This window comes from Streptomyces sp. 4N124, assembly GCF_052245395.1.
GTDB lineage: Bacteria > Actinomycetota > Actinomycetes > Streptomycetales > Streptomycetaceae > Streptomyces.
This window is the reverse complement of record NZ_JBQQBS010000002.1, coordinates 264,093-289,688: the sequence shown is the minus strand read 5'-3', so window position 1 is coordinate 289,688 and position 25,596 is coordinate 264,093. Positions and strand designations below refer to the sequence as shown.

The window sequence follows — 25,596 nt, the reverse complement described above, 5'->3', positions numbered from 1 at the left end:
GCTGTTACAGCCGCAGCCCGTGCAGGAGGTCCGTCACGCGGGCTGGGTCCGTGGGGCCCATGTGGCCGGAGCCGGGGAAGTTGTGGACCGTGAAGCGGTTGTGCGGGGTGAGTTCGTCGGCTTCGGCGATCATGCGGTCCTGGAGTTCCGTGGCGACGGTCCTGTCCTTGCCGAACCGCAGATACGTACGCGGAATCCGCCCCCATGTCTCCGCGCGCCCGACGGCCCGGCCGGCGTACGCCGTCATCGACTCGTCCGCCTGCAGTCCCTCCAGCACGCGCAGGAACTCGGCGTCCGTGTACTCAGCGCAGATCATCTCCTTGAAGACGGCGAGGTCACGGCTGTTGGAGGTACGCCAGTTGAGGCGCAGCACACCCAGCTTCTCCGGGTCGCCGACGAGCTGCTCCAGCGGGCTGATGGCGAGCTGCCCTTCAGGCGAGCCCGCGCAGTCGTTCAGGGACGGCATGCTGCGGCTCGGGCAGAACGCGGCCATGTAGCAGATATGGGCCAGGAGTTCAGGCACGGCGTTCGCCACCCTGCTCACCGAGAGCCCGCCCATGCTGTGCCCGACCAGCACCACGGGACCGCCGAGCCGCGCGGCGCGTCGTACGACACCGGTGACCCGCCGCTCGAAGTCGTCCAGGGTGAGCGCGGCGACCGGCGAGGGCTCCGTCGCGAGGGCGCTCAAGTCCTGCGTCTGATACGCCTTCGGGATGAACTTCTCGGTGCCGTGCAGCGGTTGGTCCACCGTGACGACGCGGTGACCGCGCAGCGCCAACTCCCTGCCGATCGCGGTCCAGAAGGAGCCCGCGCTGTGGGTGCCGTGGACCAGGACGTACGTGCGGACGCCGCGCGGGGTCCTGTCGGTAACGGCCGCCCGCGCGGTCCCTGCACCGACACCAACGGCGAGGGCGGCCCCGCCCGCGCCTGCGGCGAGACGTCGCAGTGCTTGTCGCCGCGAGGTCCCGACATTCTCAGTGCTCTCTTTGCTCTCTTTGTCAGCCATGGCTACGAGGCTATGAACGCCCTGCACACCCCACCATGGCTCTGCCCACCCGGCGGACGGTGCACCTACCGACACCCACCCACCACCGTCATCCACCTGCCGACGGTCTCGTGGCCGCCGCGGCTGCGACAGCCGTGGCCAGTGGGTCGGAAACGGGGCGGCCGAGGATGTCCGGGAGGTCGGGACCGGTGCTGTCCAGAAAGCCGTGCCGGACGCCGGTCGCGATCGAGGCGAGCATGGGTGGCTGGAACGGCAGGAGTTCCGGCACCTGGCTGAGGAGCCTGCGCCGGTACTCGGCCAGACCGATGGTGCGGTGCGGGACGCCGAGGCGGTCGGCTATGTGCGCTGCCGTGATGGGCGTGCCTACGAGATCGTAAGTGCGTCCGCTGTGCGGTGCCGGATCCGCCGCGACGACCGCCGCGGCCTCGGCCAGGTCGGCACGGGCGACCGCGGCCAGGGCGCCGTCGCCGAACGCGGACTCCACCCCGCCGTCGGCCCACATCAGGAGTCCGCCGAAGAGTTCGGCGTAGAGGCCGTTGCGCAGGATCGTCCACGGCAGGCCGCAAGCGCGCACGAGCCGTTCGGTCGCGCGGTGCGCCAGTGCGAAACCGAGGTGCTCACCGGCACCGGTCAGGCTCGTGTAGACGACATGCCGGACGCCGTCGCGGACGGCAGCGTCCAGGACGGCCGCGTGCCGCCCGATGACCTGGTCGTCTTCGGCATACCCGGCGGAGATCAACACCAAGGTGGACACACCGGCGAGGTCGATGCCGGAGGGGTCGTCGAAATCGAGCCGTCGCATCCCGTCACCCGGGGTACGGCTGCCGCCTGTCGCTGTCGCATCGCGGGCATGCAACGCCGCGAGAGTGGCGGAGCCGAGGCTCCCGTTCGCTCCGGTCACCAGAATCATGTCAGTCGTAGTCTTCCGTCGGTGGTTCTCTTCGGTAACTACGCTTGATCCTGAACCGCCCGCATACCGGCCACAAGAAGGCAGTTTGATGTCACCCACGCACACTGAGGTAACCGCCGCACCTGCCGAACTCGATCCCTGCGGGCGCGAAGATCACCCCGACTGCGGGATCCGTGATGTCCTGGACCGGATCGGGGACAAGTGGTCGGTACTCGTGATCGTCGAACTCGCCGGCGGGCCACGCCGCTTCCGGGAACTGCAACGGGCCATCGACGGCATCTCCCAGCGCATGCTCACCCTCACCGTGCGCAGGCTGGAACGCGACGGACTCGTCCTGCGCACCGTCTACCCCACCGTCCCGGCCCACGTGGACTACCGCCTGACCGAGACCGGAACCGGCCTGACCCACCTGGTCAAGGCACTGGCCGACTGGTCCCTCAGCCATCGCGCCGTCATTGCCGAGGCCCGGCACCAGTACGACCGGACCCACCCCGACCACGACATCCGGTAACGGATGCTGCTGATGATCTGCCACTGCGCGCAGGTCTGCCCGCGGTGAGTGCCGTGCGCCAGACCGCCCTTGAGGCGGTGGTGCCGGGGCGTCTCGGTGGCCGGCCTCGGGTTCGTGCGCATGGTGACCCAGGCGCGATAGGTGTTCTCCCGGGCCTGTTGGGCGAGGCTCTCCCAGCCCTTGGCCGAGGCCGCGTCCGCGAAGCGGACTTCCCAGTGGCCCTCTGGCGCCGGTGGTGCGGCACGGTCGCCGCGACCCGCGGTCATGCGGCACCCCGCGGGTCCGGTACCGGGCCGTAGTCTTCGCCGTGGTCCCTGGTCAGCGCGGCCAGCAGTTCGGGGTCGGAGTGGACCTCGGCGGTGTGCTGCCACGCGATGAGCAGTTGGGCGACGGACGCGCTGTTGCCGAGCGAGTCGGCGGCGCGCATGGTGTCGACCAGTTCGACGGCGAAGGCGTGAAGATCGGGCTCGGGCAGGAAACGGACCCACGGGAAAGCGTCCGGCAGTATGTCGAGGAGCAGTTCCATGCTGCCTGGCTCCCGGCGCGCCATCGCGGCGAGCATTCGGGTGGCTGCCGACACCACGGTCTGGTCCTGTTCGGCCCGCGCCGCGGTGGTGAGGACCAGGTCCTCGCCGTCTCTGCGGTGCAGGAGCAGTCTCGGCGATTCCTGGAGCCGGGCAAGCGTCTGCTTGTTCTTGTTCACCAGCTCGGAGAAGTTCACGGCCGCATTCTCGATACCCATAACTTTGAAACTACTTCGAAACTAGCCCTGACGCCATCACTCAAAAGAGGGAGGGCGGCCCCTGCAGTCAGTTCTCGGAGCGCGGGAAGGTCACCTCCACCCTTCGGTTCTTCCTGCGGCTCTCTTCCGTCGCGTTCGAGGCGATCGGGTACTGCTCGCCGTAGCCACGGACCTCGAAGGTGATGTTCGGGTCGTTCAGTTCCTCGTCCAGGACGTCCTGTACGGCGTTGGCGCGCTGTTTGGAGAGAACGTCGCCATGGGCCGAGGAACCGAGGTTGTCCGTGAAGCCGAAGACGCGGATCCGTGTCGCGTTCTGGGTCTTGATCTCGTCCGCGATGGCCGAGAGGCGCGACCTCGCCTCGCCCGTCAGTCTCGCGCTGTCCTTCGGGAACAGGACCTCCGCCTGGAGCGCGAACTTCACGTCCGCGTTGGTGTCCTCCCGGCGTTCGTCGCCGCTCTGGTCCTCGACGACCTGCTTGATGTCCAGCACCTTGGGCTCGGCGAGCGTCGCCCCTTCGGGGAGCTTGAGGTCGGGGTCGTTGGGGTCGACGTCGACGGGGGCGGAAGCGGAGGGTTCGGTGCCTGGAGGGACGCTGGGGCCGTCGGCGGCGCGGGCGGGGGTCGGGGCCAGGAGGGTGGCCGCGACCATGACGGACGTGGCGCCCAGGGTCAGGGCGAGACGGGGAGGCACGCTCCAGATCGAGGTGGCGGTCATCGTCGGCCTCACCCGGAGATCTGGATGGTGGCGGAGGCGAACGTCGGGAGCTGGAACGCCACTTCGGTCGTGTCGGCGGGAGGTGCCGGGAACTGCATGAAGACAGCGAGGCTGTCGCCGGCCTTGAGGATCGAGAAGCCTGTGGTCGTCAGCGGGCGGCCGTCGGTGTCGCGCAGTACGTAGTACCGCTTCTTGCCCTTTGAGTCGACAAGCGTGGCGCCCCCGAGCGACCTGCCGTTTCGGACGATCTCGGTCTCGTTTCCGCTCAGCCCTGCGGGCACCGTGACGCTCTCGGCACCGTCGTTCTTCAATTCGGCGTTCACCGTGACGAAGCCGCCGGCATCACGCTGAGCAGAGGCGATCTGGAGGAGCAGTCCGTTCGAGCCCTTCAACTCAGCCATGGGCGTGTCCGACTGGCCTTCCTGAGTACTCGGGTCGGATCCGCCGTCCTTGGAAGCCGATGCGGACGCCTCCGGCTTCTCGTCGTCGCCACCACCACCGCCGCAGCCGGACACACCGACGGCCAGACCGGCCGCCAGCGTCAACGCGACCATCCCCCTGCGGGCCTTCGCAGTGAACCGAATGCTCATCGCTCTGCTTCCTTCGTCACTCGTCATTCGCTTGCGCGTCGGCCAGGTGGACGTCGAAGAGATCCTCGGGGCCCGGGAGATCGTCGAGATCGTCCGGGTTCAGCTCCCAGTTCACGTCGTCCTCGCAGTTGAGCTCCGGCAGTACGTCGTCCCCGGCATCCTCACCCGGAAGCCCGAACTCGCACAGGGGCTCGATCACGGCGATGGCGGAGGCTTCCGAGTATGTGTTCTCCGTACCGGGCACGATGGAGTCGCCGACGGCCTTCGTCGTCTCGACGTCAACCGTGTAGCCGGGGCGCAGCCCGGGCGCCCGCCCGCAGTAGTGCGCCGTTGCGTCATTCTGCGCTGCCAACTGATAAGCCCGCTCGCACCCGTCGAAGTCCACGCCCACGCCGTCGAAGATGTCCCGCCACTTCGTCGGGTCGAGAACGTTGTCCACCCACTCGTCCGTGAGCTTGTCGCGGGTGTCGAGTGCCGCCGCGAGCGCTGCCGCGTCCGCTGCCGTCTGAGCGCCGTTCCGGTTCGCGGCCGCCTGGCCTACCGCCAGGTAAACGAACGCAAGGAAGAGCAGGCCCCCGACCACCGTGATGTAGATGGGGAAAGCCTGCCCCGCGTCGCCGAATCTACGGGCTGACCTCAGCCGGTGAGCTTCGCGATTTGCGTGGTGATGGCGTCGTAGATCGTCTGCCCGATGTCCGTCCCGGTGATCGCCAACACAATCGCCACAACCACCGCGATGATCCCCAGGTACTCGACCGCAGTCTGCCCCTTGTCGTTGTCGCGCATCCGCATGCCGCACCCCTCCGGTGTCGTCGCCTTCGGCACGCGGAGTGTATGCAGGAACACCCCGTGTTGCCGAGGGCCCCAGGGCCCAAATCCGGACCCGGCTGCGGATCCGGGTGCTCACCTCGTTGTTCCCCCAAGACGTCACCGCAGGTCACCCCAGTCCTGTCGCGGAACTCGGCGCCGTGCCCAGCCACTTCGCGGCGGCTTCGGCGCGGCTGGTGCTGTGGAGTTTGGCGAAAATGCGGTTGACGTGGTTCTTGACCGTCTTCTCGCTGATGAAGCAGGCGGCGGCGATCTGCTGGTTGTTCAGGCCAGTTGCGATGAGGTCCATGATCTCCGCCTCCCTCATGCTCAGTCGGAACCGCGACCGGTCCAACGACTGTCCCATATACGATTGCAGTTGCGAAAGCCCTTTCCCGAAAGTAGGCAGCCGCGACTTACTCGGGGGAGGTAACTCGCCTGGTGGAGCGAGTTGTTCCGGTAGCTTCGGGCGACGGACAGGTGAACTCTCACCGTATGCAGTCGCATTCGCCGCCGTGCGCGTGAAGTGCGGTCGGCCCTCCCGGACGTCCCGCACCGCGGTGACCAGCTCGTCCGCCGTGAACTCGCCGTGGACCAGATAGCCGGCCGCCCCTTGGCGCAGGGCCTCCCGGACGGTCGCCGGTTCCGTGCTGTACGTCAGCATCATGACCGGGGCGATGGAGGCCAGGTGCGGCAGTGCCGAGATGCCGTCCAGTTCGGGCATGCGGACGTCCAGGAGGACCACGTCGGGGCGGTGCCGGTCCGCCGCCTCGCAGGCCTCGCGGCCGTCGGCGGCCTGTGCCACCACGGTGATGTCCTCGCGGCCGGACAGCAGTGCGGTGAGACCTGCTCGGACCACTGGGTTGTCGTCCGCGACCAATACCCGTACCTGCGGGAGGTCTTGGGGCATCAGGCGGCCTCCTTTCGTGTGCTGCTGTGTGGCGTCAGGGCCGCCAGGGGGAGTTCGAGGCGGACTTCCGTGCCTCGCGCGTTGTCGCCTCGGCCGATGTGGAGGCGCGCCCCCGTCGACTGCGCACGTTCCACCATGCCGAGCAGGCCGAAGTGGCCGGAGCTGCGCAGCTGTTCGACGGTGCAGCCGGGAGGCAGGCCGCGTCCGTCGTCGTCCACGCTGATGCGCAGCACGCCGTCGTGGACGCCTGCCAGCACGTTCACTTGGGTCGCGGACGCGTGGCGGTGGGCGTTCTCCATGGCCTCGCCGACGATCGTGAGGAGCTGGCGGGCCACTGCGCGCGGAAGGGGGAGTGGGTCATCACCGACGTCGGCCGTCGGTTGGAACGTCGCCGGGAGATTCGTACGCCTTGTGAAGTCGCTGGTGTAAGAGGCCAGTTCCGTGAGGATCTCGGTCGTGGCGCGTGGGTCGGATTCCTGGCGCAGGTCTTCCAGGAGTTCGCGCGACTCGGCCGCCGCCCTCCGCGCCGCTCGGGCGATCAGTTCCGCCTGCTGTTTGATCAGGGCGGGGTCCGTGTCCTGCGCGCTCGCCGAGTTCGCCAGACCGTCCGCCGCCAGGGCCACGCCGTGCAGGGTCTTGGCCACCGAGTCATGCATCTCCCGGGCCAGCCGGGCGCGTTCCGCGTCGACCGCCTCCGTGACGGCGAGGCGGGCCTTCACCGTGGTCAGGGCCTGGGTGGCGGTGCCGAAGCGGAGCATCAGGTTGCGCAGGGCGGAGCCGAGCGCACCGTTGATGACGCAGAAGCCCGGCAGGAGCAGGGACTCCGCGAGGTCCGCGTGGCCCTTCTGCAGCGTCGCGTGGGCCAGCAGGAGGATCAGGGACTGGAGCGAGGCGAAGACGGCGGCGCCGCGCCAGCCGTAGACGATGCCCGCGAGGAGGGGCGTGCAGACGCTGACGTAGGCGAGGGTGGTGTCCGGGCCCGCGGAGATCAGGAGGAGCGAGCCGAAGAGGGTGTCCAGGGCCAGGAGGGTGGGGTGGCGCAGGAGGAGAGGGCCGAAGCGTTCCCAGTCCCTGAAGAGGACGTACGAGACCATGAAGGTGACGACCACGGCGATGCCGACGAGGCGGGTGCCCCAGCCCGGGTTGGCGTTGAGGAGTGCTGAGGGGGCCGCCAGGGCGATCATGGCGAGGCGGAAGCCGAAGACCTGGCGGCACATCGCCTGAAGGGCGTTCACCTGGAGCGGGAGTGCGGGTTCGGGTGGTGCCTGCGGGGGTGGCTCGGCGGCGGAAACCGGCCGACGGCGTCGCAGACCGAGGGCCTCGCCCCTCAGGCCCGGCCTGCCCGCTCTGGTCATCGCCATCGGTGATCCCTCCCCTCTACTCCCCCGTGAGAGTCCCGAAGTCCGTCCCCGACCCCAGCAGCAACCCGGCCACGAGCAGGATCATCGTGGCCGGCACCATGAAGGTGGTGATCGTCAGCGTGGCCTTGGGGACGGCCCTGGCCGCCTTGCGGCGGGCGTTCTGCGCGTCCGTGCGACGCATGTCCTTCGCCAGCGCCACCAGCGTGTCCACGATCGGCGCGCCCAGTTCCTCCCCCTGCTGCAAGGCCGTCACGAACATCGCGACCTGCTCGGAGTCGTTGCGCCGCCGCAGTTCCGCGAAGGCCTGGCGGCGGCTCATGCCGAGGTCCATCTGGCGCAGGGTGATGCGCAGTTCGTCCGCCCAGGGGCCCTCGTACTTCGAGGCGACCCTGTCCAGGGCCTGCCGGAAGCCCAGTCCCGCGCTGACCACCACCGCGAGTACGTCCAGGAAGTCGGGCAGGGTCCGCTCGATCACGTCCTTGCGGATGCGGATCGCCGACCAGATGCCCACCTCCGTCCAGAACGCCCCGAAGGCGAGCAGCAGCAGCGCCACCAGGTACTGGCCGCGCAGTACGAACACCAGGCAGCCCACGCCGCCCAGCGCGCCGTACACGGCCCGGCGTGCGGCGTAGCGGTCGATCGTCAGGCCGCCGGGATTGCCCGCCAGGTCTATCTTGCGGCGGTACTTGGCGACCTGCTTCGGGCCCATCAGGCGGAGGACCGCGGGCGCGTACCGCATGCCCATGCGGTCGATCAGGGAGTCGACCGCGCCGGTCCGGGTCGCGCCGACCTCCAGGGCCAGCACGAGGTCGCTGGGGAGTTTGGCGTCCGCGCGGTACATGCGGATGCCGGCGAAGATGCCCCAGACGCTGAGGCCCATCACCAGGGCCAGTAGGAGTGCCATGTCCGTCTCCCCCGCCTCAGACGTCGATCCGGGACAACCGGCGGATCATGATGAAGCCGATCGCGTACAGCGCGAACGCGAGGATCACCGCCCCCTGCCCCACCGGTGAACCCGTCATACGGTCCAGGGCGCCTTCTTGCACCCCGTTCATCAGGAGCAGCGAGCCGACGCCCAGCACGGGGACGGCGTACGACGTCATGGTGACCTGGGAGAGCTGGGTGCGGATCTCGCGGCGGGTCTCCTTCCGCTCCTCCAGCGTCTCCGTCAGATTCCGCAACGCGGTCACCACCTGCCCGCCCGCCCGGTTCGACAGCACCAGGGTCGTCACCAGCACCACCAGCTCCCGCGACGGCAACCGGTCCGCCAGCTCGCCCAGCGCGTCGTCCATCGACGCGCCCACCGCCAGCTGATTCGCCACCTTGGCCAGTTCCTCCCCGGCCGGTGCCTCCAGCTCCTCCGCCGCCATGCCGATCGCCGTACGCAGTGCGAGTCCCGCATGCGTCGCGTTCGCCAGGATGCGGGCCAGTTCGGGCAGTTGGTTGATGAACTTCTCGATCCGCTTCTGCCGCTGCCAGTTGAGGAACTGGATCGCCACCCAGATGCCCAGTGCACCGGCGAGCGGGCCGAAGAAGGGCGCCAGGGTCGCCTGGCCGATCAGCCACAGGCCCGCGACCGTCGCGAGCATGTAGGCGAAGAACTCGCCCGGCGTGATGTCCAGGCCCGTCGCCGCCAGCCGGAGTTCCAGATCCTTGCCCACCTTCGTACGGCGCACCCGGCGGTCCAGGTTGCGGAAGCGGCGCCGGCGGCCGACGGGGACCTGGCCGGCGGCCGACAGACGCTCCACGAGGGCCGCCCGCTGCGCCCTGCCCGCCGCGTAGGAGTGCAGGCCCACCACGAAGAGGACGCAGGTCAGCAGGGTGATGCCGGTGGTGAGCGTGACTAGGGTGTCGAGTTCCATCGCGGTGGTCCTACCTGGCTTCTCGGGTGGACAGCTGGGCTGGGGTGTGGGCGACGCCGTAGGCCTGCGGGATGGGCTGGCTCGCCATGTAGAGGCGGTCGGCGGTGCGGCGCGGGAGCGGGAAGTGGACGTAGCTGCCGTGCACCCGGCCGTCGTGGGTCATCGGCTGGGCGTCGAAGCGGGCCACGGTCACGATGCGGTACGGCTCGCCGCCATGGCTGTCGAGGATCGCGATCTCGGTGACGCGGCGGGCGCCGTCCGCGAAGCGGGTGAGCTGGATGATGACGTCGACGGCGCTGTTGATCTGGTCGTGCAGCGCAACGAACGGGACTTCCACGTCCGACATGGAGGCGAGGGTCTGCAGCCGCATCAGCGCGTCCTCCGCGCTGTTGGCGTGGACCGTCGCGAGCGAGCCGTCGTGGCCCGTCGACATCGCCTGGAGCATGTCCAGGGACTCGCCGCCACGGACCTCACCGACGACGATGCGGTCCGGGCGCATCCGGAGCGAGTTGCGCACCAGGTCGCGGATGGTGACCTGGCCCTGGCCCTCCACGTTCGGCGGGCGGGACTCCAGACGGATCACATGCGACTGCTGGAGCTGGAGCTCCGCCGAGTCCTCGATGGTGATGATGCGCTCGCTCTCGGGGATGAGCCCCGACAGGGCGTTCAGCAGCGTCGTCTTTCCGGTGCCCGTCGCTCCCGACACGATGATGTTGCACCGTGCCTGCACCAGCCCCGCCAGCAGATACACCATGTGCTCGTCCAGCGAGCCGAAGCCGATCAGTTCCTGGAGCGTGAAGGAGCGCGGGAAGCGGCGGATGGTGAGCGTGGCGCCGGTCAGCGACAGCGGCGGGATGATCACGTTCACCCGCTCGCCGGACGGCAGGCGTGCGTCGACCATCGGATTCGACTCGTCGACACGCCGGTTGACCGTGGACACGATCCGCTCGATCGTCTGCATCAGCTGGTCGTGGGAGGGGAAGCGCAGCGGCAACTGCTCGACCCGGCCGCCGCGTTCCACGAAGATCGCGTCCGGGCCGTTCACCATGATCTCGGTGATCGACGCGTCCTCCAACAGCGGCTCCAGGATGCCGAGCCCCAGCGCCTCGTCGACCACCCGCCGGATCAGCTGCGAACGCTCGACCGTCGACAGTACCGGGCCCTCACGGCTGATGATGTGCCCGAGGACGCGCTCCAGGCGGGCCCTGCGCTCGGCCGCCGCCAGCGAACTCATCTCCGCGAGGTCGATCTCCTCCAGGAGCTTGGACCGGTACGAGGCGACGAGGTGCCCGTCCTCGCCCCGGCTGCCGTTCTCCTCCGGGGTGTTGATGCGGGACCGCAGGCTCATGGGATACCTCGTTCAGTGGTCGACCGGCATGGTGGCGGTCTTGGTGGCCGGGTCGAAGTCCCAGCCGGGGACGATCGACGGGATCTGGACCGTGGCGGTGACGGTGACCTCGTCGCCACCACCCGCTTCGGAACAGGAGACGGACAACCAGTCGCTGATCGCGTTCACGCAACCGCTCTGGGCGCTGTTGTCGAGCGAGGCCGCCCGCGCCCCCGCCCGCGCCGCCGTACCGGCCTGCTGGGCGGCGTAGGCGATCAGCCCGACCTGTACGCCGGCCAGCGCGACGAGGAGCAGGATGGGAATGAACCCGAGGTATTCGATGGCGACTTGGCCGCCGTCGCCGTCGCGGTCTTTACGGCCGTAGAAGAGTCGGTACGACATCTCAGTCCTCCTCCTGCACGGCACCCGCGTGGCCATCCACCGTGAACGGGAAGCCGATCGAGCCCGGGAAGAGGACAGGCACCTCAAGGTGCACATCGGCCGTGACATAGCCGCCGCTCGCGCTGCATGCCACGGTCGCACCTCCCTGCCACGCGCTCGGGAGATTCCGGCGCCCCGCCTCCTCGCAGGCCGCCTGCCCCTCCGAAGCCGTCCCCGCCCGCACCGCCTCGTCCGCAGCATTCCCCGCGAGCGTGAACGTGTACCCCAGCAGCACGAACTGCCACACCAGCACCAGCGTGAGGATGATCAGCGGGGTCATCCCGAGGAACTCGATGGTGACCTGACCTTCGTCCCGCGCCCTGCCCCTCGTCACCCTCACCCCCCTCCGTCCCTGCGCCTCCGGAAGCTCACCGCACCCCGGTCTCCCCTCGACCGCCCGCCCCGGCGGTCGCCTTCGGGGGCGTTCACCAGCCCGAGTTCGGCCGCGAGCGCCCACAGGGCCTGCTTGACCGTGCTCCTGCCGTCGAGTTCGTGGACGCGGCCCGCGTCGACCGCGGCGTGGAGTTCCTTGAAGTTGGCGGGGACGGCCGTGGCGGCCACCGCCGTGCCGGTGATCTTCTGGATCAGCGGGGGCTGGATCTCCGTACCGCGGGTGTGGCGGTTGACGACGACCGTGGTCTCCTCGGCCTTGCGGATCTGGAGCCGGTCCCACATGCGGACGGTGCGCTTGGCGCCGCGGACGGAGACCACGTCCGGGGTGGTGACCAGCAGGGCCGTGTCCGCCATCTCGACCGCCGTCGCGCTCGCGCCGCTCACCTGGGCGCCGCAGTCGACGACGACGACCTCGTAGCGGGAGCGCAGGGCGCCGATGATCTGCCGGGCGGCACGGTCGGTGACCTCCTCGCCGCGTTCGCCCTCGCCGGGGGCGAGCAGCAGCGCGACGCCGGTGTCGTGGCGGAAGACCGCGTCGGCCAGGACGCGCGGGGATATGTCGGTGATGGTGGCGAGGTCGACGACCGAGCGGCGGAACTGGATGTCCAGGTAGGAGGCGATGTCGCCGGCCTGGAGGTCCATGTCCACCAGGGCGGCCGACCGTCCCGACGCCTGCGCGGCGAGGGCGAGTTGGATCGCCGTCAGCGTCGCGCCCACTCCGCCCTTCGCGCCGCTCACCGTGACCACCGTGCCGCCCACGCCGGTGAACACGTCGACCGCGCCGCCGAGATGCCGCCGTACGCCCGTCGACCACTGGGCGACCGCCTGGACGCGGCTGGCCAGTTCCTCGTAGTTCAGCGGCAGCGCCACCAGGCCCCGGGCGCCGTAGTCCATGGCTGCCTGGAAGAGGCCGGGGCTGGCGTCGGAGGTGACGAGGATGACGCCGACGGCCGGGAAGCGCAGGGCGACGTCGCGGATCAGCTCCAGGGCGGGGACCGGGCCGATGCGTTCGTGGACGACGACGACCTCGGGCAGTTCGTCGACCGACTCGGCGGCCAGCCGGGCGAGGGTGTCGACGAGCTGGGTGGAGTCGACCACCGGGGCGACCGGCTCGGCGTCCGGGAGCTGGCTGAGCAGGGTGGTGAGGGACCGGACCGCGTCCGGATCGCCGACCGCCGGGAGGATCCTCGTGGGCATGCGGGCCTCTCACTTGTCCTTGGCGAGTTCGTACGTCCGGTCCTGCTCGGGAATGGTGCCGGTCTCCCCCGGCGCGACCAGCGCGAGCCGGACCCGCTGGGCGAAGGACTCGGCGTACGTGATGCGCTGGGCGTCGACCGCGGAAAGCGCGAAGGTGATGGGGACCGCCTTGGTGGCCTCCCGGCTGCGGTCGTCGGCATCGGGCTCGAGCGGGGTGAGGTCGCCGATGTCGAGAACGACGGCGTTCGTTACGATGATCTTGGACTGATCGGGATCACCCTCCCGCTGTCCTTCGAAGGTGGCGTACACGTTGACCTTCGAACCCGGTGTGATCTTGCCGGCGACGCCGGTCGCCGCATCGATCATGATGGCGACCTCCTGCTGCCCGGGCTGCAGGGCGGGCTGGTCGACGATCATGTCGCTCTGCAGCAGGGAGCCCTTCTTCAGGGTCGTCACGGCGATCTTGCCCTCGATCTGCCGCAGATCGGTGACCGCGGTGTCGGACAGCCAGCGCTCCGGCATCTCGACCTTCTCGAACTGGCCCGCGCCGAGGCTTTCGTAGGGCTCCACGTTCGACTTGACCCGGTAGGCGGTGACCTCGGGGCCGACCTTGGACTCCACGTCGTTGACGACGGAGAGGACGCCGGCGAACGCGCCGAGGGCGCACAGGACCGACAGGAGCAGGAGTATCACGCCGCGGCGCTGACGGGAGTTCATGAACCGTAGAACCTCATTGGGGGGTGGGGGTCGAGCGGTGTCGGGTGGTGCGGGCTCATCCGGCTGTTATCTGTTTCCGGTTCTGGTGCTGAATCTGCCTGTGCTGCCGAGGCTTTTGCAGGCTCTTGTGCTGTTCCTCGAGGACGGGCGGGGTGGCGGAGCAGAAGACACAGCGGTCGCCGATGACGTCGATGCCGCACCAGTGGCAGACGTTCTGCCGCACCGAGGTGACCAGTTGGTAGAGGACCGAGAGGTCGGGCAGGTAGGAACAGAACTCGATCAGCTTGCCGGTCCCCCACCAGTGCGGGGACTCGGCGGGCAGTACGGCCTCCCGCAGCCCCTGCACCCGCCAGGAGTTGGCCAGGCTCTCCGTGACCCAGTCCGACTGCAGCTGGCCCTTGGCGAACAGCATCCAGGTCGCGAACTCCGGGCCAGCCAGCGCGGCTCCGGGCTGGAGCTTCACCAGCTGCGGCTCGGGATGTGCGACGACCCCGAAGTGAGTGCCGGGCACCCAGGACTTGGCGTGCGACTTCAGGCCGACGGGGACGCGGTCGAGGCGGGCGACCGAGCCGAGCAGCGCACCGGCGTGGATGTAGTGCGTGAGCAGCCGGCCGGCGGAGGCGAGCACGCCGGGGCTGAGGTCGCAGGAGGCGAGCTGTCTCAACTGGCGGGCCAGGACGGCGAGTCCGAGCGGAGGGAGCGCCGGACGGAACAGGGCGATCCGGTCGCTCTCCAGCAGGGACCGTACGGTGTGCAGCCGCTGCGTCACGGCCGCGGGCACCGCCTGTGAGCACACGACGATGACATGACCGTGCTGGTCGATCAGTGCCTGCACGGCAGCGAGCGACTGGTCGAGTGGCTGCCGGTCCAGGTCCTGGAGCACCACCGCGGGCACGGTGCGCTCGTCGTGCGGCGGCAGCGCCAGGTCGGCACTGGTCACGGCAATGGCAGTTGGCACGTGCAGCTCCCCGGTTCACCCGCCCCTGTCGGCCCGCCGGTGATACCCCGACGCACCGAGTCGACTTCACAGCGTGACTACCAAAGCACTGTAACCACGCCTCTATGACCGGAGAACAGCGTTTCTGTAGCTGCGAAGCATCCGGTGTTGCACAAGAGCTGCCAAAACGGGGCAGGTTGAGCATCTCGGCAGCATCTCTTGACAACAGAATTGGTCTGGACCAACGTGTTGTCATGTCCCCACAGAAAAGATCGATACGGCTCTGGGCGGGCGCCGTCACCGCCGCACTCGCCCTCTCCCTCACCGGTGCGGGCCAGGCGTCCGCCGCCGACGTCAACAACGCCAAGAACGCCGGTTTCGAGTCCGGCCTGAGCAACTGGACCTGTTCCGCGAACAGCGGCACGACGGTCACCTCCCCCGTGCGCACCGGCACGACCGCGCTGAAGGCGACCCCGGCCGGACAGGACAACGCCCGCTGCACCCAGACGGTCGCGGTCAAGCCCAACTCGACGTACGCGCTGAGCGCCTGGGTGCAGGGCGGGTACTCCTATCTGGGCGTGACCGGCACCGGCACCACGGACGTGTCCACCTGGACCCCCGACTCGGCGAGCTGGAAGCAGCTGACGACGTCCTTCACCACGGGCGCCTCGACGACATCCGTCACGGTGTACACGCACGGCTGGTACGGCCAGCCCGCGTACTACGCCGACGACCTCTCGGTGTACGGCCCTGACGGGGGCGGCGGGACCGATCCGGCGCCGACGATTCCGGGTGCGCCGGCCGGTCTGTCGGTGTCGGGCACCACGTCCTCGTCCGTGTCCCTCGCGTGGAACACGGTCGCGGGAGCAACGGGATACCACGTCTACCTGGACGGTACGAAGGTGACGGCGGTGACCGGAACGTCGGCCACCGTCACCGGCCTCGCCGCCTCCACCTCGTACTCCTTCCAGGTCACGGCCACCAACTCGGCCGGTGAGTCGGTGAAGTCGGCAGCGGTGACGGGGAGGACGACGGCGACCCCGGTGGGCCCCGCCCTGCCGAAGCACGCGGTGACCGGTTACTGGCAGAACTTCAACAACGGCGCCACGGTGCAGAAGCTCGCGGACGTCCAGGCCCAGTACGACATCATCGCCGTGGCGTTCGCGGACGCGACGTCGACGCCGGGCGCGGTGACCTTCAACCTGGACTCGGCGGGGCTCGGCGGCTACACGGTCGACCAGTTCAAGGCCGACGTGAAGGCGAAGCAGGCGGCCGGGAAGAAGGTCATCGTCTCGGTCGGCGGTGAGCGCGGCACCGTGGCCGTGAACGACTCGGCATCGGCAACCAACTTCGCGAACTCGGTGTACTCGCTGATGCAGACGTACGGCTTCGACGGCGTCGACATCGACCTGGAGAACGGCCTCAACGCCACCTACATGACGCAGGCGCTGCGGTCCCTGTCGTCGAAGGCGGGCTCGTCGCTGGTCATCACGATGGCCCCGCAGACGATCGACATGCAGTCGACGTCGAACTCCTACTTCCAGACGGCCCTGAACATCAAGGACATCCTCACGGTCGTCAACATGCAGTACTACAACAGCGGTTCGATGCTGGGCTGCGACGGCAAGGTCTACAGCCAGGGTTCGGTGGACTTCCTGACGGCGCTGGCCTGCATCCAGCTGGAGGGCGGTCTGGCACCGTCGCAGGTGGGACTGGGCCTTCCGGCCTCGACGCGCGGCGCGGGCAGCGGGTATGTCTCGCCCTCCGTGGTGAACAACGCGCTGGACTGCCTGGCGAGGGGCACGAACTGCGGCTCCTTCAAGCCGTCCAGGACGTATCCCGACCTGCGGGGCGCGATGACCTGGTCCACCAACTGGGACGCGGCGGCCGGGAACGCGTGGTCCAACGCGGTGGGGCCGCATGTACATGGGTTGCCGTAGGCAGTGACGGAGGGTTCGGAGGGGGCACCCGGCTGGTCGGCCGGGTGCCCCCTCCGTCGTCGCTGTGAAACATTTCCCCGGGCCCACCGCATCAATGAGGTGAAGGCCGACGATGGGGGCGTAGATGAGACAGGTCCGCGCGGGCGGGTACGAAGAGTACGCGGCGTTCGCGACGGCACGAGCGGGGCATCTCTACCGGTCCGCGTGCCTGCTGACCGCGGGGGACACGCATCTGGCCGAGGATCTGGTGCAGGAGACCCTCGGGCGGCTGTACGTCAGATGGGGACGCGTCTCCCGGGTCGGCAACCCGGCGGGGTACGCGCAGACCGTCCTCACCCGCACCTTCCTCGCCCATCAGCGCCGCCGCAGCAGCACCGAGCGCGCCACGGACGTCCTGCCGGAGCTGCCGTACGCAGCCGACGGCGACACCTCTCTGCGGCTGACGCTGCTGGAGGCGCTCGCCCGGCTGCCCGCCAAGGACCGGGCGGTGGTCGTCCTGCGCTACTGGGAGGACCGCTCCATCGAGCAGACCGCCGACGCGATGAACACCAGCTCGGCCGCGGTCCGCACCCGGTGCACCCGCGCGCTGGCCAGGCTGCGCGAACTCCTCGGCGAGGACATGGACGAGTACGCCGCCCCCTGATCGCCATCGAGCCCAGACCGACACCTCTGCAGAAACGGTGGTTTGTCATGCCCTCCGAACACCAGGAAGACCTCTTCGAGCGCCAACTCGGCAACGCCCTGCGCGACGCCGGCGACACCTTCGACACCGACCGGTCGGCCCTCGCCGCCGCCGGTCAGGCCCGCGGCCGCCGGCTGCGGCTGCGCCGCCGCGCCACGGTCGTCGGCAGCGCGGCGGCCATCGCCCCCGTGGGCATGGGCGGCGCGCTGGTCGTGCCCTGGAGCGACGGCGGCGGACAGCAGTCCGTCGGCTCCGGGCGTACGACGACCGCGCCCGCCTCTTCGGCCACGTCCGAGCCCAACGCCCTCCCGGCCGAGGAGGTGCTCAAGATCTTCAAGTCGCTGCTCCCCGAGGGGAAGTTCTCCCAGGAGGTGGCGGGCGGCACCGACAGCTACCCGTCGTACTCCAGCCTCGTCTACGACGACGGCCAGGGCCCGGCGGCGATGGGACTCACCCTGAACCGGGTCGAACCGGGCAGCGCGGAGGCCCGCTCCATCACCACCTGTCCGGACAAGGCGCTGGCACCGTACGACAGTTGCACCACGACCAAGCTGGTCGGCGGCTCGACGCTGATGCTCATCCAGGGGTACGAGTATCCGGACCGCCGCGAGGAGACGAAGCAGTGGCGCGCGGAGCTCGTCACCTCCCACGGGCAGCACATCGGCCTGACCGAGTGGAACGCCCCCGCCCAGAAGGGCGAGCCGGTCAGCCGGCCGGAACCGCCGTTGTCGACGGCAGAGCTGAAGGCGTTCGTCACCGCATCGCAGTGGAGCCCGGTCATCGCCGTCATCCCTCAGGAACTGAACAGCACGCCGCCCGACGGTCCCGACACCACCACCCCGACCCTGACGACACTCATCGGGCTTCTTCCGAAGGACGTCGAGGTGGTGACCAGGGGTACGGACTACACGTACCTCGTCGTCGACGACGGCAAGGGCAAGAGCTACGTCCAGGTCGATGTGCAGCCCGGCATGAAGGACGTCGAAGACGAGCTGTTCGGCCCGGACGCCGAGACCCTGGACGACGGCACGAAGGTCGTCACCCGTGAGAGCTCGGGCGACAAGGGCGTCTCCGGGACCGTCATGTGGACCGCCGACACCATCCGGACCGACGGCCTGCGTGTCGTCGTCAGCGCCTTCAACGCCGCCGACCAGCACAGCGCCCCCGGCCGCGAGACCCCCGCCCTGACGAAGCAGGAACTGCGGGAGATCGCCCTCAGCCCGAAGTGGGTTCAGCCCATGGGCCGGTAGTACCCCAGCACGCCCGCCAGCTGCCCGAACCACTCCCGCAGCCGATCGCCGCGCTTGGCGTCGACCGCGCACTCGAAGAACCGCCCGTCGACATGGACGACCCCGACGACGAGGACGTTGCCGTTCGCCTTGTAGTGGACGCTGCGGATCTCGGGCCAGGTCAGCTCAAGGTTCATGCCGTGGTTCTCGAAGGAGACCCCGGCGCCGTCCACGACGACGGCGTTGCGCCGGTCCACCGCCAGGAACTCCGGGCCCGCGGGAGCCTGGGGCGGGGCGTACGGCGGCGGGCCGGGCGGCGCGGGGACGTACGGCTGCGGGGGCGGGCCGAAGCCGGGCGGTGGTGACGACGGCGGTGGGCCGGGATCGGGCTGCTGCATGAGCGCACGGTAACGCGGCCCGAGGAGCTAGAAGAACTCGGACCACGGCTGGTCCCAGATCTGCTTCACGCACAGCACCAGGAACAGCAGCCCGGCGATCGCGAGCATCGCGTTGCTCACCGGACCGTTGCGCCATTCCCGTGGGGTGCGTGAGGTGTTGAGGAGCCAGATCAGGGTGCCGGCGAGGAAGGGGAGGAAGGCCGCGCCCAGGACGCCGTAGATGATGATGAGACGGAAGGGCTGGCCCTCGAAGAGCAGGACCATGGGCGGGAAGGTGAGCCACAGCAGGTAGGCGCGGAACGGCCAGGACCGTTCGCGCTCGCCGGACGCCACCTCCTCGCCCGTCGCCTTCTCGCGCTTCTGCTGCCGGGCCACGAAGTCCGCGAACATCAGGCTCACGCCGTGCCAGACGCCGATGAGGGAGGTGAAGGAGGTGGCGAAGAAGCCGATCAGGAAGAACTTGGCCGTCGCCGAGCCGTACTCGTCCTCCAGGATGTCGCTCAGCTGGATGAGGCCCTTGTCGCCGCTGGCGATGGCGATGTTCGCGGAGTGCAGCATCTCCGCGCCGACGAAGAGCATGGCGACGACGAAGATGCCGGTCGTGGCGTAGGCGACCCGGTTGTCCAGGCGCATCACCTTCATCCACCCGGTGTTCGTCCACCCCTTGGCGTTGACCCAGTACCCGTACGCGGCCAGCGTGATGGTGCCGCCCACGCCACCGATCAGACCCAGCGTGTTGAGGATCGAGTCCTTCTCGTCGGGGAGGACCGGCAGCAGACCGGCGAAGGCGTCACCGAGGTTCGGCGTCACCCGGATCGCCAGATACACCGTCACCACGAACATGACGCCGACCAGCACCGTCATGACCTTCTCGAACACCGCGTACTTGTTGAACCAGACGAACACCAGCCCGACCAGCCCGCACGCGATGCCCCACCACTTGAGGTCCATCACGTCCGGGAACAGCGCCTGGAGCGGCAGCGCGCTGGACGACATCGCCGCCGCGCCATAGACAAAGCCCCAGATCACGACGTAGACGACAAAGAACCACGTCGTCCAACGCCCCAGACTCGCCCACCCGTCGAACAGAGTCCGCCCCGTGGACAGATGCCAGCGCCCCGCCGCCTCGGCCAACGAGATCTTGACGAGGCAGCCGATGACGGCGGCCCACAGCAGCGTGTATCCGAAGTTACTGCCCGCGATGAGCGTCGCCACCAGGTCACCGGCGCCGACACCGGTCGCCGCGACGACGATGCCGGGCCCGATGTACTTCCAACTGGACTTGCGAGGTGCGGTAGTGGCCTGACCCGTCGTCTGGTTTCCCGTCGTCTCCGCCATGCCGATCAAGAAAGCGCAAAGCGTACGACGACACAAGGGGGCGTGCGCCGATCAGCACCCGATGCGCACACGGCTACCGCCGGCCACAGCCGTGGCAGCCACACGTATCGAGCTCGAACCAGACTGTCGTGCCCGGCCCGTCCTGGTGGCAGCCCCAGCGGCGGGCCAGCGCCTCGACCAGGAACATCCCCCGGCCGCTCTCCGACGTCCCCGCGTCCAGCACTCGCGGCTGTCCATCACCCGCGTCAGTGACCTCACACCGCAGCACACCATGCGCGGCGGTCATCGTGAGCGTGAACCTGCTCTCGGAGTGCAGCAGCGCGTTGGTCGCCAGCTCGCTGACGAGCAGCTCGGCAGTGTCGGTCACGTCCTCCCGCTCGCCCAGTCCCCATATCTCCAGCTGCCGGCGGACCTCCCCGCGGGCCTCGCGGACCGAGGTGGGGCGAGGCTCGTACTCGACGCTCAAGTGGCCTGCCCCCAAGGGCGGTTGGGGGTAGGCGCCGTACCTGGGACCGGGTTCCGGGAGGCGTCCCCCGGAGAGTTGCAGCATGTTCTTACGGTGTCCTCCCCGCGTGTACCGCACACGGGGAGGACTACCTGTTTCCGTACCTGCGTCGACGTACGCCTACCCGTACTGCAGACGTACGGTCGCCCCCTCCGCGTCGTCGCGCACATCCACGTACGCGCACACCTGACGGGCGAACCACAGCCCCTGCTCCGGTTCGAGTGCGGCGTCGGGCGGCGGGACGAACCCGGCGAGCGGGTCGGCGACGCGGCGCGTGGTGCGCAGCTCGCAGACGCAGGCCGGGCCGGCGCCCCACAGCAGCGCACCGGTGACCGGCCCGAGGGAGGCCGCCGCCGCGAGGACGGAGCCGGCGAACAACTCGGCGTCCGCGGCGGACAGTCCACGGGCGACCGCCCCGGCGCACAGCGCGTCCGGGTCCGGGTGGTGGAGGTGCTGCGCGTCCGCCGGAGGCTCCGGCAGAGGTACGGCGTCCAGCTCGGCGGCGAGCGTGACCGGGTCCACGTGAGTCCCCCTGCCGGGGTGGGCGCGGCGGGCGGCGGCGACGATGGCGGCTCCGGCGGTGCGGGTGTCGTAGGCGCACAGCGCGGTGGTCGCGAGCGGCGCGAAGAGGAGGTTGGCGAGGGCTTCGTAGCGGATCCACTCGGCGGTCTCGCGGGGCGAGCGTCCGGCGCGGCCGTCCCAGACGGGTTCCATGAGGAGGTGGATACGGCCGCCTGGTCCGGCGTGCGCGGCGAGGTAACCGGCGCCCTGGGCGACGGCGTTGGCGGCATTGCCGGTGTACCAGTCGGTCTGCGGGATCATGCCGACGCTCTTGGCGTCGCCGCCGAGGGCGTCCCGCAGGAGGTCCAGCTTGGCGGGGGCCGCGATGGCGACGGGTGGGGGTTCGTCGGGGGCGCCGAGGCCTTCGGTGAGGAACGGCAGGGCGGCGGCGACGAATGCGTCGTCCGTGCCGAAGACGGCCATACGGTGGTCGAACGCCCCGTGGGCTGGGGCGGGTTGGATGGTCACGGGTTCCCTTCGAGGTCTGGGAGGGAGGTGCCTGACGGGTTCAGCGCTGGGCCGCCACCCAGGCGGCGATCTGGCTGCGGTTGCTGAAGCCGAGCTTGCTGAGGATGCGTTCCACATGGCCTTCGGCGGTTCGGCGGGCGATCACCAGTCGGTCGGCGATCTGCTGGTTGGCGAGCCCTTCGGCGACGAGCGCGGCGACCTCCGTCTCACGGCGGGTGAGGCGGACGCCGTTGGAGGGCCGCTCGCCGGTGTCGTCCGGTGGCTGTTCGTCGCTGAGGGCGTAGGCGACGGCCTCCGTGAGTACGTACGCGCTGCCGCGTTCGTACGACCGCTGGAAGGCGGGCCCGTCCAGCTTGTCGCGCGCCCGCTCCTCGCACTGGCTTCGTGCGGAGTTGAGGGCGTCCGAGCCCCAGCGGCCTTTGTCGATGTCGGCCCAGACGCGGTCGGCGGCGCCGAGCAGGACGGTGGCGCGTTCCGGGTTGCCGCGTTCGGCGGAGATCACGGCGAGCAGGTCGAGGGTGAGGCCGATGCCGATGACGTCGTTGAGGTCGAGCTTGCGGCGCAGCGCGTCGAGGGCATGCCGTTCGGCGCGTGACCAGTCCTGGCGGACGGTGTGGGCGAGGGCGAGGATCCGCAGCAGGTAGGAGCGCACCCAGTCCTCGTCGTGCTCGGCGCATTCGGACAGCGCGGCCTCGCAGACGGCGACGGCACGGTCCGCCTGGCCCAACAGGGCGAGCGCGCAGGCGAGTTCGACCTTGTCGAGGCCGTGCATGCTGAGGTGCTGGCCGGGGACGCGGCCACGGGCGACGGCGGTCTCGAAGTGGGCGAGCGCGATCTGCAGGTCGTTGCCGAAGAGCTGGAGGACGCCGATGACGTACTCGGCGTGGGCGGTCTCGGCCGGGTCACCGAGGTGACGGGCGAGGCGGCGGGCGTCCTTGGCGAGGCCCAGGCCTCGGGCGAGGTCCTGGGTGGCGGCGGCGAGGAGGCCGGCGACCCATAGACCACGTGCGCGTTCGGAGGTCGGCTCGGGGTTGGCGTCGAGGGCACGGTCGAGCCAGTAGCGGCCCTCGCGGGGTGCGCCGCAGGCGTGCCAGTAGAACCAGAGGGTGCCCGCGAGCCGCAGTCCGGCGAGGCGTTCGCCGGGGGCGGTGAGACAGAAGTCGAGGGCGGCGCGCAGGTTGTCCTGGTCGGCCCGGAGCCGGGCGACGGTCTCGCGCTGTCCTGGACCGAACCAGGCGCGTTCGCGGGCGGCGGCGCACTGCTGCATCCAGTCGCGCTGGCGGCGCCGGGCCGCGGTCTCCTCGCCGGGCAGCCGGCGCAGCTGCTCCAGGCCGTAGTGGCGCAGGGTGAACAGGAGCCGGTAGCGCACCCCGTCGGGGCCCGCCTCCCGGCACAGCACCGACTTGTCGACAAGTCCGGCGACGGCTTCGAGGACGTCGTGCGCGCCGACCTTCTCTCCGTCCGCGCACACGGCCTCCGCCGTCTCCAGGTCGAAGCTGCCGGCCAGCACGGAGGCGCGCGCCCACACCAACTGCTCGCGCTCGGTGCACAGTTCGTGGCTCCAGTCGATGGCGGCGCACAGGGTCTGGTGCCGGGGCAGGGCGGCCGGGCTGCCGGCGTTGAGCAGGCGGTAGCGGTCGTCGAGGCGGTCGAGGAGCTGCTCGACGCCGAGGACGCGCATCCGCACGGCGGCGAGTTCGATGGCGAGCGGGAGGCCGTCGAGGCGGCGGCACAGCCGGGCGACGGCGGCCCGGTTGGCGGCGGTGAGGCGGAAGCCGGGAACGACGGCGGCGGCGCGGTCGGCGAAGAGGGCGAGGGCGGGGTAGCCGTCGGCGGCGGAGAGGTCACCGTCCGGGTCGGGGACCGGCAACGGCCGTACGTCCAGGAGGTGTTCCTCGGTGAGGCCCAGACGGTGGCGGCTGGTGGCGAGGACACGGACGCCGGTGGTGCCGTGCAGCAGGGCGGCGGCGAGTTCGGCGCAGGCGGGCAGCAGATGCTCGCAGTTGTCGACGACGAGCAGCAGCCGCCGGTCCCGCACCTGCTCCACGAGGGCGTCCAGCGGGGGCTGCGTGGAGTGGTCGTGCAGGCCGAGCGCGTCGGCGACGGCGAGCGGGACGAGCGCCGGGTCGTGCAGGCCCGCGAGGTGCACGAAGCGGACGCCGTCCGGGAAGGCGCGGGCGACCCGGGCCGCGAGGCGCGCGGCGAGCCGGGTCTTGCCGACGCCGCCGGGACCGGTGAGCGTGACCAGCCGGGCGCGGGCCAACAGCTCCCGGCCTTCGGCCAGTTCGTCCCGGCGGTCGACGAAGCTGGTCGTCTCGGCCGGCAGGTGACGGTCCCGTCGTGGCGCTGATCCGCCCATGATCAGCCAGTCCTTGGGGGTGTGGGGGTCCGAGGAAAGCGCGGGGGGTGAGATCCCCCACTCTCCCCCGGCGGATTGCATATTTGCACGCTGCGGTCACACCGTCGGGTGCACTTCGCCCGGGTCCGGGTCTGCCAGGACGGGCGCGCGTACACTGCCCGGCCCATTTCGGCCACTGACTCCCGGCCAACTCTTGACCGGGCCATGCCATACCTCCACCATGAGCGCCACACCCGCACCCAGTACGTCGCAGAGAGACACCCCCCAGCTCCACTCCCCACTCCGGAGACCCCGGAATTACTGGAGAAACAAGGAGATTTCATGCGACTTCGCATACGCGGCTCAGGCGCGCGAGGCGGCAGACGAACCGCCGCGCTGGCCGCCCTCGCCGCCTTCGCGCTCGCGGCCCCCCTCGCCGCGACGGCCACGAACGCCACCGCGGACGGCGGCGCCCGCCCCACGGCCTCGGCGGACGACATCCGCCAGTACGAGGTCCATATGCACTCGACGGTCAAGGACCGTACGGCGATCCAGCAGGCCGGCGTGACGGTCGACGAGGCCGACGACCACGGGCTGGTCGTCTCGGGCCGCGCCGACCAGATCAAGAAGCTGCGCCAACTCGGCTACGAGGTCACACCGTTGGGCGCGGTCCCGGACCGCTCGGCGGGCGAGGACGACGTACGGCTGCTCGACTTCCCGTCGGCCGACTCCAAGTACCACAACTACGCGGAGATGACGAGCGAGATCAACTCCCTCGTCTCGGCCAACCCGAGCATCGCCAGCCAGCGGACCATCGGCACGTCGTACCAGGGCCGGAACATCGTCGCCATCAAGATCAGCGACAACGTCGGCACCGACGAGTCCGAGCCGGAGGTGCTGTTCACGCACCACCAGCACGCGCGTGAGCACCTCACCGTCGAGATGGCGCTGTATCTGCTGCGGGAGTTGACGTCCGACTACGGCACCGACTCCCGTGTCACCAGCATGGTGAACAACCGCGAGATCTGGATCGTCCCCGACCTCAACCCCGACGGCGGCGAGTACGACATCGCGAGCGGCTCCTACCGCTCCTGGCGGAAGAACCGGCAGCCCAACTCCGGTTCCTCGTACGTCGGCACCGACCTCAACCGGAACTGGAACTACCGGTGGGGCTGCTGTGGTGGGTCGTCGGGTTCGACGTCCTCGGAGACGTACCGGGGCACCGCCGCCGAGTCCGCGCCCGAGGTGAAGGTGGTCGCCAACTTCGTGCGCAGCCGGGTCGTCGGTGGTGTGCAGCAGATCAAGGCGGGGGTCGACTTCCACACGTACAGCGAGCTGGTGTTGTGGCCGTTCGGGTACACGACGGCTGACACGACGACGGGTATGACGGCCGACGACCGGAACGCCTTCGCCACGGTGGGCGGGAAGATGGCCGCGAGTAACGGCTATACGCCCGAGCAGTCCAGTGACCTGTACATCACCGACGGGTCGATCGACGACTGGCTGTGGGGGAACCAGAAGATCTTCGGGTACACCTTCGAGATGTATCCGTCGTCGAGTTCCGGGGGTGGGTTCTACCCGCCCGACGAGGTGATCGAGCGGGAGACGTCCCGGAACCGGGATGCCGTTTTGCAGTTGCTGGAGAACGCGGACTGCATGTACAGGTCCATTGGGAAAGAGGCCCAGTACTGCAGCTAGGTGCGCGGTTCCT

Annotated in this window: 27 protein-coding genes; 5 read left to right on the top strand and 22 right to left on the bottom strand. The window is 69.7% G+C overall.

Annotated features, from left to right (window positions below; genetic code table 11):
* Positions 1 to 4: 4 nt before the first annotated feature.
* Both ACTWQO_RS03400 and ACTWQO_RS03395 read right to left on the bottom strand, forming a co-directional pair.
* A complete protein-coding gene (locus ACTWQO_RS03400; protein ID WP_443235672.1) occupies positions 5 to 1,006 on the bottom strand; it encodes an alpha/beta hydrolase in 1,002 nt (333 codons plus the stop codon).
* Between the two features lie 88 nt (positions 1,007 to 1,094).
* The gene (locus ACTWQO_RS03395; RefSeq protein ID WP_443235671.1) at positions 1,095 to 1,916 is read right to left on the bottom strand and encodes an NAD(P)H-binding protein; all 822 of its coding nucleotides are present in this window, start codon (positions 1,914 to 1,916) and stop codon (positions 1,095 to 1,097) included.
* Positions 1,917 to 2,004: 88 nt separating this feature from the next.
* Between ACTWQO_RS03395 and ACTWQO_RS03390 the strand changes: the two genes are divergently transcribed.
* Positions 2,005 to 2,427 (top strand): winged helix-turn-helix transcriptional regulator, encoded by a 423-nt coding sequence (locus ACTWQO_RS03390; protein ID WP_443235670.1) that lies wholly within the window; start codon positions 2,005 to 2,007, stop codon positions 2,425 to 2,427.
* Positions 2,428 to 2,689: 262 nt separating this feature from the next.
* On the opposite strand, the gene ACTWQO_RS03385 is transcribed toward ACTWQO_RS03390, so the two are convergent.
* The 15 genes from ACTWQO_RS03385 to ACTWQO_RS03315 all read right to left on the bottom strand — a co-directional run bounded on the left by ACTWQO_RS03385 (position 2,690) and on the right by ACTWQO_RS03315 (position 14,447).
* The gene (locus ACTWQO_RS03385; RefSeq protein ID WP_443235669.1) at positions 2,690 to 3,169 is read right to left on the bottom strand and encodes a hypothetical protein; all 480 of its coding nucleotides are present in this window, start codon (positions 3,167 to 3,169) and stop codon (positions 2,690 to 2,692) included.
* 67 nt (positions 3,170 to 3,236) lie between these two features.
* Positions 3,237 to 3,884, bottom strand: coding sequence for an OmpA family protein (locus ACTWQO_RS03380; protein ID WP_443235668.1), 648 nt, complete (start codon positions 3,882 to 3,884; stop codon positions 3,237 to 3,239).
* An 8-nt stretch (positions 3,885 to 3,892) separates the two neighbouring features.
* A complete protein-coding gene (locus ACTWQO_RS03375) occupies positions 3,893 to 4,474 on the bottom strand; it encodes a hypothetical protein (protein ID WP_210577086.1) in 582 nt (193 codons plus the stop codon).
* 16 nt (positions 4,475 to 4,490) lie between these two features.
* Entirely contained in the window at positions 4,491 to 5,114 is a 624-nt protein-coding gene (locus tag ACTWQO_RS03370; RefSeq protein ID WP_443235756.1) for a pilus assembly protein TadG-related protein, read from the bottom strand.
* Complete coding sequence (locus tag ACTWQO_RS03365) at positions 5,111 to 5,299, bottom strand: Flp family type IVb pilin (RefSeq protein WP_210577255.1); 189 nt, start codon at positions 5,297 to 5,299, stop codon at positions 5,111 to 5,113. The genes ACTWQO_RS03370 and ACTWQO_RS03365 overlap by 4 nt, the downstream gene beginning before the upstream one ends.
* Before the next feature lie 112 nt (positions 5,300 to 5,411).
* Positions 5,412 to 6,191, bottom strand: a complete 780-nt coding sequence (locus ACTWQO_RS03360) for a response regulator (protein WP_443235667.1) — start codon at positions 6,189 to 6,191, stop codon at positions 5,412 to 5,414.
* Complete coding sequence (locus ACTWQO_RS03355; RefSeq protein ID WP_443235755.1) at positions 6,191 to 7,546, bottom strand: sensor histidine kinase; 1,356 nt, start codon at positions 7,544 to 7,546, stop codon at positions 6,191 to 6,193. Before ACTWQO_RS03355 ends, ACTWQO_RS03360 begins: the two co-directional genes overlap by 1 nt.
* A 22-nt stretch (positions 7,547 to 7,568) precedes the next feature.
* The gene (locus tag ACTWQO_RS03350; RefSeq protein WP_443235666.1) at positions 7,569 to 8,456 is read right to left on the bottom strand and encodes a DUF5936 domain-containing protein; all 888 of its coding nucleotides are present in this window, start codon (positions 8,454 to 8,456) and stop codon (positions 7,569 to 7,571) included.
* A gap of 16 nt (positions 8,457 to 8,472) precedes the next feature.
* Positions 8,473 to 9,414 (bottom strand): type II secretion system F family protein, encoded by a 942-nt coding sequence (locus ACTWQO_RS03345; protein WP_443235665.1) that lies wholly within the window; start codon positions 9,412 to 9,414, stop codon positions 8,473 to 8,475.
* 10 nt (positions 9,415 to 9,424) lie between these two features.
* Positions 9,425 to 10,762, bottom strand: coding sequence for a CpaF family protein (locus ACTWQO_RS03340; RefSeq protein WP_443235664.1), 1,338 nt, complete (start codon positions 10,760 to 10,762; stop codon positions 9,425 to 9,427).
* A gap of 12 nt (positions 10,763 to 10,774) precedes the next feature.
* On the bottom strand, positions 10,775 to 11,143 hold the full coding sequence (locus tag ACTWQO_RS03335) for a TadE/TadG family type IV pilus assembly protein (RefSeq protein ID WP_443235663.1): 369 nt from the start codon (positions 11,141 to 11,143) through the stop codon (positions 10,775 to 10,777).
* 1 nt (position 11,144) lies between these two features.
* A complete protein-coding gene (locus ACTWQO_RS03330) occupies positions 11,145 to 11,462 on the bottom strand; it encodes a pilus assembly protein (protein WP_443235754.1) in 318 nt (105 codons plus the stop codon).
* A gap of 56 nt (positions 11,463 to 11,518) precedes the next feature.
* The gene (locus tag ACTWQO_RS03325) at positions 11,519 to 12,772 is read right to left on the bottom strand and encodes an AAA family ATPase (RefSeq protein ID WP_443235662.1); all 1,254 of its coding nucleotides are present in this window, start codon (positions 12,770 to 12,772) and stop codon (positions 11,519 to 11,521) included.
* Positions 12,773 to 12,781: 9 nt separating this feature from the next.
* Positions 12,782 to 13,489, bottom strand: a complete 708-nt coding sequence (cpaB, locus tag ACTWQO_RS03320; RefSeq protein ID WP_443235661.1) for a Flp pilus assembly protein CpaB — start codon at positions 13,487 to 13,489, stop codon at positions 12,782 to 12,784.
* A gap of 55 nt (positions 13,490 to 13,544) precedes the next feature.
* Positions 13,545 to 14,447, bottom strand: a complete 903-nt coding sequence (locus tag ACTWQO_RS03315) for a hypothetical protein (RefSeq protein WP_443235660.1) — start codon at positions 14,445 to 14,447, stop codon at positions 13,545 to 13,547.
* Between the two features lie 233 nt (positions 14,448 to 14,680).
* Here ACTWQO_RS03315 and ACTWQO_RS03310 point away from each other — a divergent pair, with 233 nt between their 5' ends.
* The 3 genes from ACTWQO_RS03310 to ACTWQO_RS03300 all read left to right on the top strand — a co-directional run bounded on the left by ACTWQO_RS03310 (position 14,681) and on the right by ACTWQO_RS03300 (position 18,298).
* Positions 14,681 to 16,366, top strand: coding sequence for a chitinase (locus ACTWQO_RS03310; protein ID WP_443235659.1), 1,686 nt, complete (start codon positions 14,681 to 14,683; stop codon positions 16,364 to 16,366).
* Between the two features lie 124 nt (positions 16,367 to 16,490).
* Positions 16,491 to 17,009: a SigE family RNA polymerase sigma factor gene (locus ACTWQO_RS03305; protein WP_443235658.1), complete on the top strand. Its 519-nt coding sequence runs from the start codon at positions 16,491 to 16,493 to the stop codon at positions 17,007 to 17,009.
* Between the two features lie 47 nt (positions 17,010 to 17,056).
* The gene (locus ACTWQO_RS03300) at positions 17,057 to 18,298 is read left to right on the top strand and encodes a hypothetical protein (RefSeq protein WP_443235657.1); all 1,242 of its coding nucleotides are present in this window, start codon (positions 17,057 to 17,059) and stop codon (positions 18,296 to 18,298) included.
* Here the strand turns inward: ACTWQO_RS03300 and ACTWQO_RS03295 are convergent.
* From ACTWQO_RS03295 to ACTWQO_RS03275, 5 genes are all read right to left on the bottom strand, one after another.
* The gene (locus ACTWQO_RS03295; protein WP_443235656.1) at positions 18,280 to 18,675 is read right to left on the bottom strand and encodes a hypothetical protein; all 396 of its coding nucleotides are present in this window, start codon (positions 18,673 to 18,675) and stop codon (positions 18,280 to 18,282) included. The genes ACTWQO_RS03300 and ACTWQO_RS03295 overlap by 19 nt on opposite strands.
* 27 nt (positions 18,676 to 18,702) lie before the next feature.
* Entirely contained in the window at positions 18,703 to 20,013 is a 1,311-nt protein-coding gene (locus tag ACTWQO_RS03290) for an Nramp family divalent metal transporter (RefSeq protein ID WP_443235655.1), read from the bottom strand.
* Between the two features lie 73 nt (positions 20,014 to 20,086).
* Entirely contained in the window at positions 20,087 to 20,563 is a 477-nt protein-coding gene (locus ACTWQO_RS03285) for an ATP-binding protein (protein ID WP_443235654.1), read from the bottom strand.
* Positions 20,564 to 20,638: 75 nt separating this feature from the next.
* Positions 20,639 to 21,547: an anti-sigma factor RsbA family regulatory protein gene (locus ACTWQO_RS03280; protein WP_443235653.1), complete on the bottom strand. Its 909-nt coding sequence runs from the start codon at positions 21,545 to 21,547 to the stop codon at positions 20,639 to 20,641.
* A gap of 40 nt (positions 21,548 to 21,587) precedes the next feature.
* Complete coding sequence (locus tag ACTWQO_RS03275; protein WP_443235652.1) at positions 21,588 to 23,906, bottom strand: ATP-binding protein; 2,319 nt, start codon at positions 23,904 to 23,906, stop codon at positions 21,588 to 21,590.
* Positions 23,907 to 24,227: 321 nt separating this feature from the next.
* Here ACTWQO_RS03275 and ACTWQO_RS03270 point away from each other — a divergent pair, with 321 nt between their 5' ends.
* The gene (locus ACTWQO_RS03270) at positions 24,228 to 25,583 is read left to right on the top strand and encodes a M14 family metallopeptidase (protein WP_443235651.1); all 1,356 of its coding nucleotides are present in this window, start codon (positions 24,228 to 24,230) and stop codon (positions 25,581 to 25,583) included.
* Positions 25,584 to 25,596: the final 13 nt, after the last annotated feature.

Coding starts and splice junctions, on each gene's coding strand:
- ACTWQO_RS03400 (WP_443235672.1), bottom strand. CDS start 1,006: ATGGCTGACAAAGAGAGCAAAGAGAGCACTGAGAATGTCGGGACCTCG.
- ACTWQO_RS03395 (WP_443235671.1), bottom strand. CDS start 1,916: ATGATTCTGGTGACCGGAGCGAACGGGAGCCTCGGCTCCGCCACTCTC.
- ACTWQO_RS03390 (WP_443235670.1), top strand. CDS start 2,005: ATGTCACCCACGCACACTGAGGTAACCGCCGCACCTGCCGAACTCGAT.
- ACTWQO_RS03385 (WP_443235669.1), bottom strand. CDS start 3,169: ATGGGTATCGAGAATGCGGCCGTGAACTTCTCCGAGCTGGTGAACAAG.
- ACTWQO_RS03380 (WP_443235668.1), bottom strand. CDS start 3,884: ATGACCGCCACCTCGATCTGGAGCGTGCCTCCCCGTCTCGCCCTGACC.
- ACTWQO_RS03375 (WP_210577086.1), bottom strand. CDS start 4,474: ATGAGCATTCGGTTCACTGCGAAGGCCCGCAGGGGGATGGTCGCGTTG.
- ACTWQO_RS03360 (WP_443235667.1), bottom strand. CDS start 6,191: ATGCCCCAAGACCTCCCGCAGGTACGGGTATTGGTCGCGGACGACAAC.
- ACTWQO_RS03355 (WP_443235755.1), bottom strand. CDS start 7,546: ATGACCAGAGCGGGCAGGCCGGGCCTGAGGGGCGAGGCCCTCGGTCTG.
- ACTWQO_RS03350 (WP_443235666.1), bottom strand. CDS start 8,456: ATGGCACTCCTACTGGCCCTGGTGATGGGCCTCAGCGTCTGGGGCATC.
- ACTWQO_RS03345 (WP_443235665.1), bottom strand. CDS start 9,414: ATGGAACTCGACACCCTAGTCACGCTCACCACCGGCATCACCCTGCTG.
- ACTWQO_RS03340 (WP_443235664.1), bottom strand. CDS start 10,762: ATGAGCCTGCGGTCCCGCATCAACACCCCGGAGGAGAACGGCAGCCGG.
- ACTWQO_RS03335 (WP_443235663.1), bottom strand. CDS start 11,143: ATGTCGTACCGACTCTTCTACGGCCGTAAAGACCGCGACGGCGACGGC.
- ACTWQO_RS03330 (WP_443235754.1), bottom strand. CDS start 11,462: ATGACCCCGCTGATCATCCTCACGCTGGTGCTGGTGTGGCAGTTCGTG.
- ACTWQO_RS03325 (WP_443235662.1), bottom strand. CDS start 12,772: ATGCCCACGAGGATCCTCCCGGCGGTCGGCGATCCGGACGCGGTCCGG.
- cpaB (WP_443235661.1), bottom strand. CDS start 13,489: ATGAACTCCCGTCAGCGCCGCGGCGTGATACTCCTGCTCCTGTCGGTC.
- ACTWQO_RS03310 (WP_443235659.1), top strand. CDS start 14,681: ATGTCCCCACAGAAAAGATCGATACGGCTCTGGGCGGGCGCCGTCACC.
- ACTWQO_RS03305 (WP_443235658.1), top strand. CDS start 16,491: ATGAGACAGGTCCGCGCGGGCGGGTACGAAGAGTACGCGGCGTTCGCG.
- ACTWQO_RS03300 (WP_443235657.1), top strand. CDS start 17,057: ATGCCCTCCGAACACCAGGAAGACCTCTTCGAGCGCCAACTCGGCAAC.
- ACTWQO_RS03295 (WP_443235656.1), bottom strand. CDS start 18,675: ATGCAGCAGCCCGATCCCGGCCCACCGCCGTCGTCACCACCGCCCGGC.
- ACTWQO_RS03290 (WP_443235655.1), bottom strand. CDS start 20,013: ATGGCGGAGACGACGGGAAACCAGACGACGGGTCAGGCCACTACCGCA.
- ACTWQO_RS03285 (WP_443235654.1), bottom strand. CDS start 20,563: ATGCTGCAACTCTCCGGGGGACGCCTCCCGGAACCCGGTCCCAGGTAC.
- ACTWQO_RS03275 (WP_443235652.1), bottom strand. CDS start 23,906: ATGGGCGGATCAGCGCCACGACGGGACCGTCACCTGCCGGCCGAGACG.
- ACTWQO_RS03270 (WP_443235651.1), top strand. CDS start 24,228: ATGCGACTTCGCATACGCGGCTCAGGCGCGCGAGGCGGCAGACGAACC.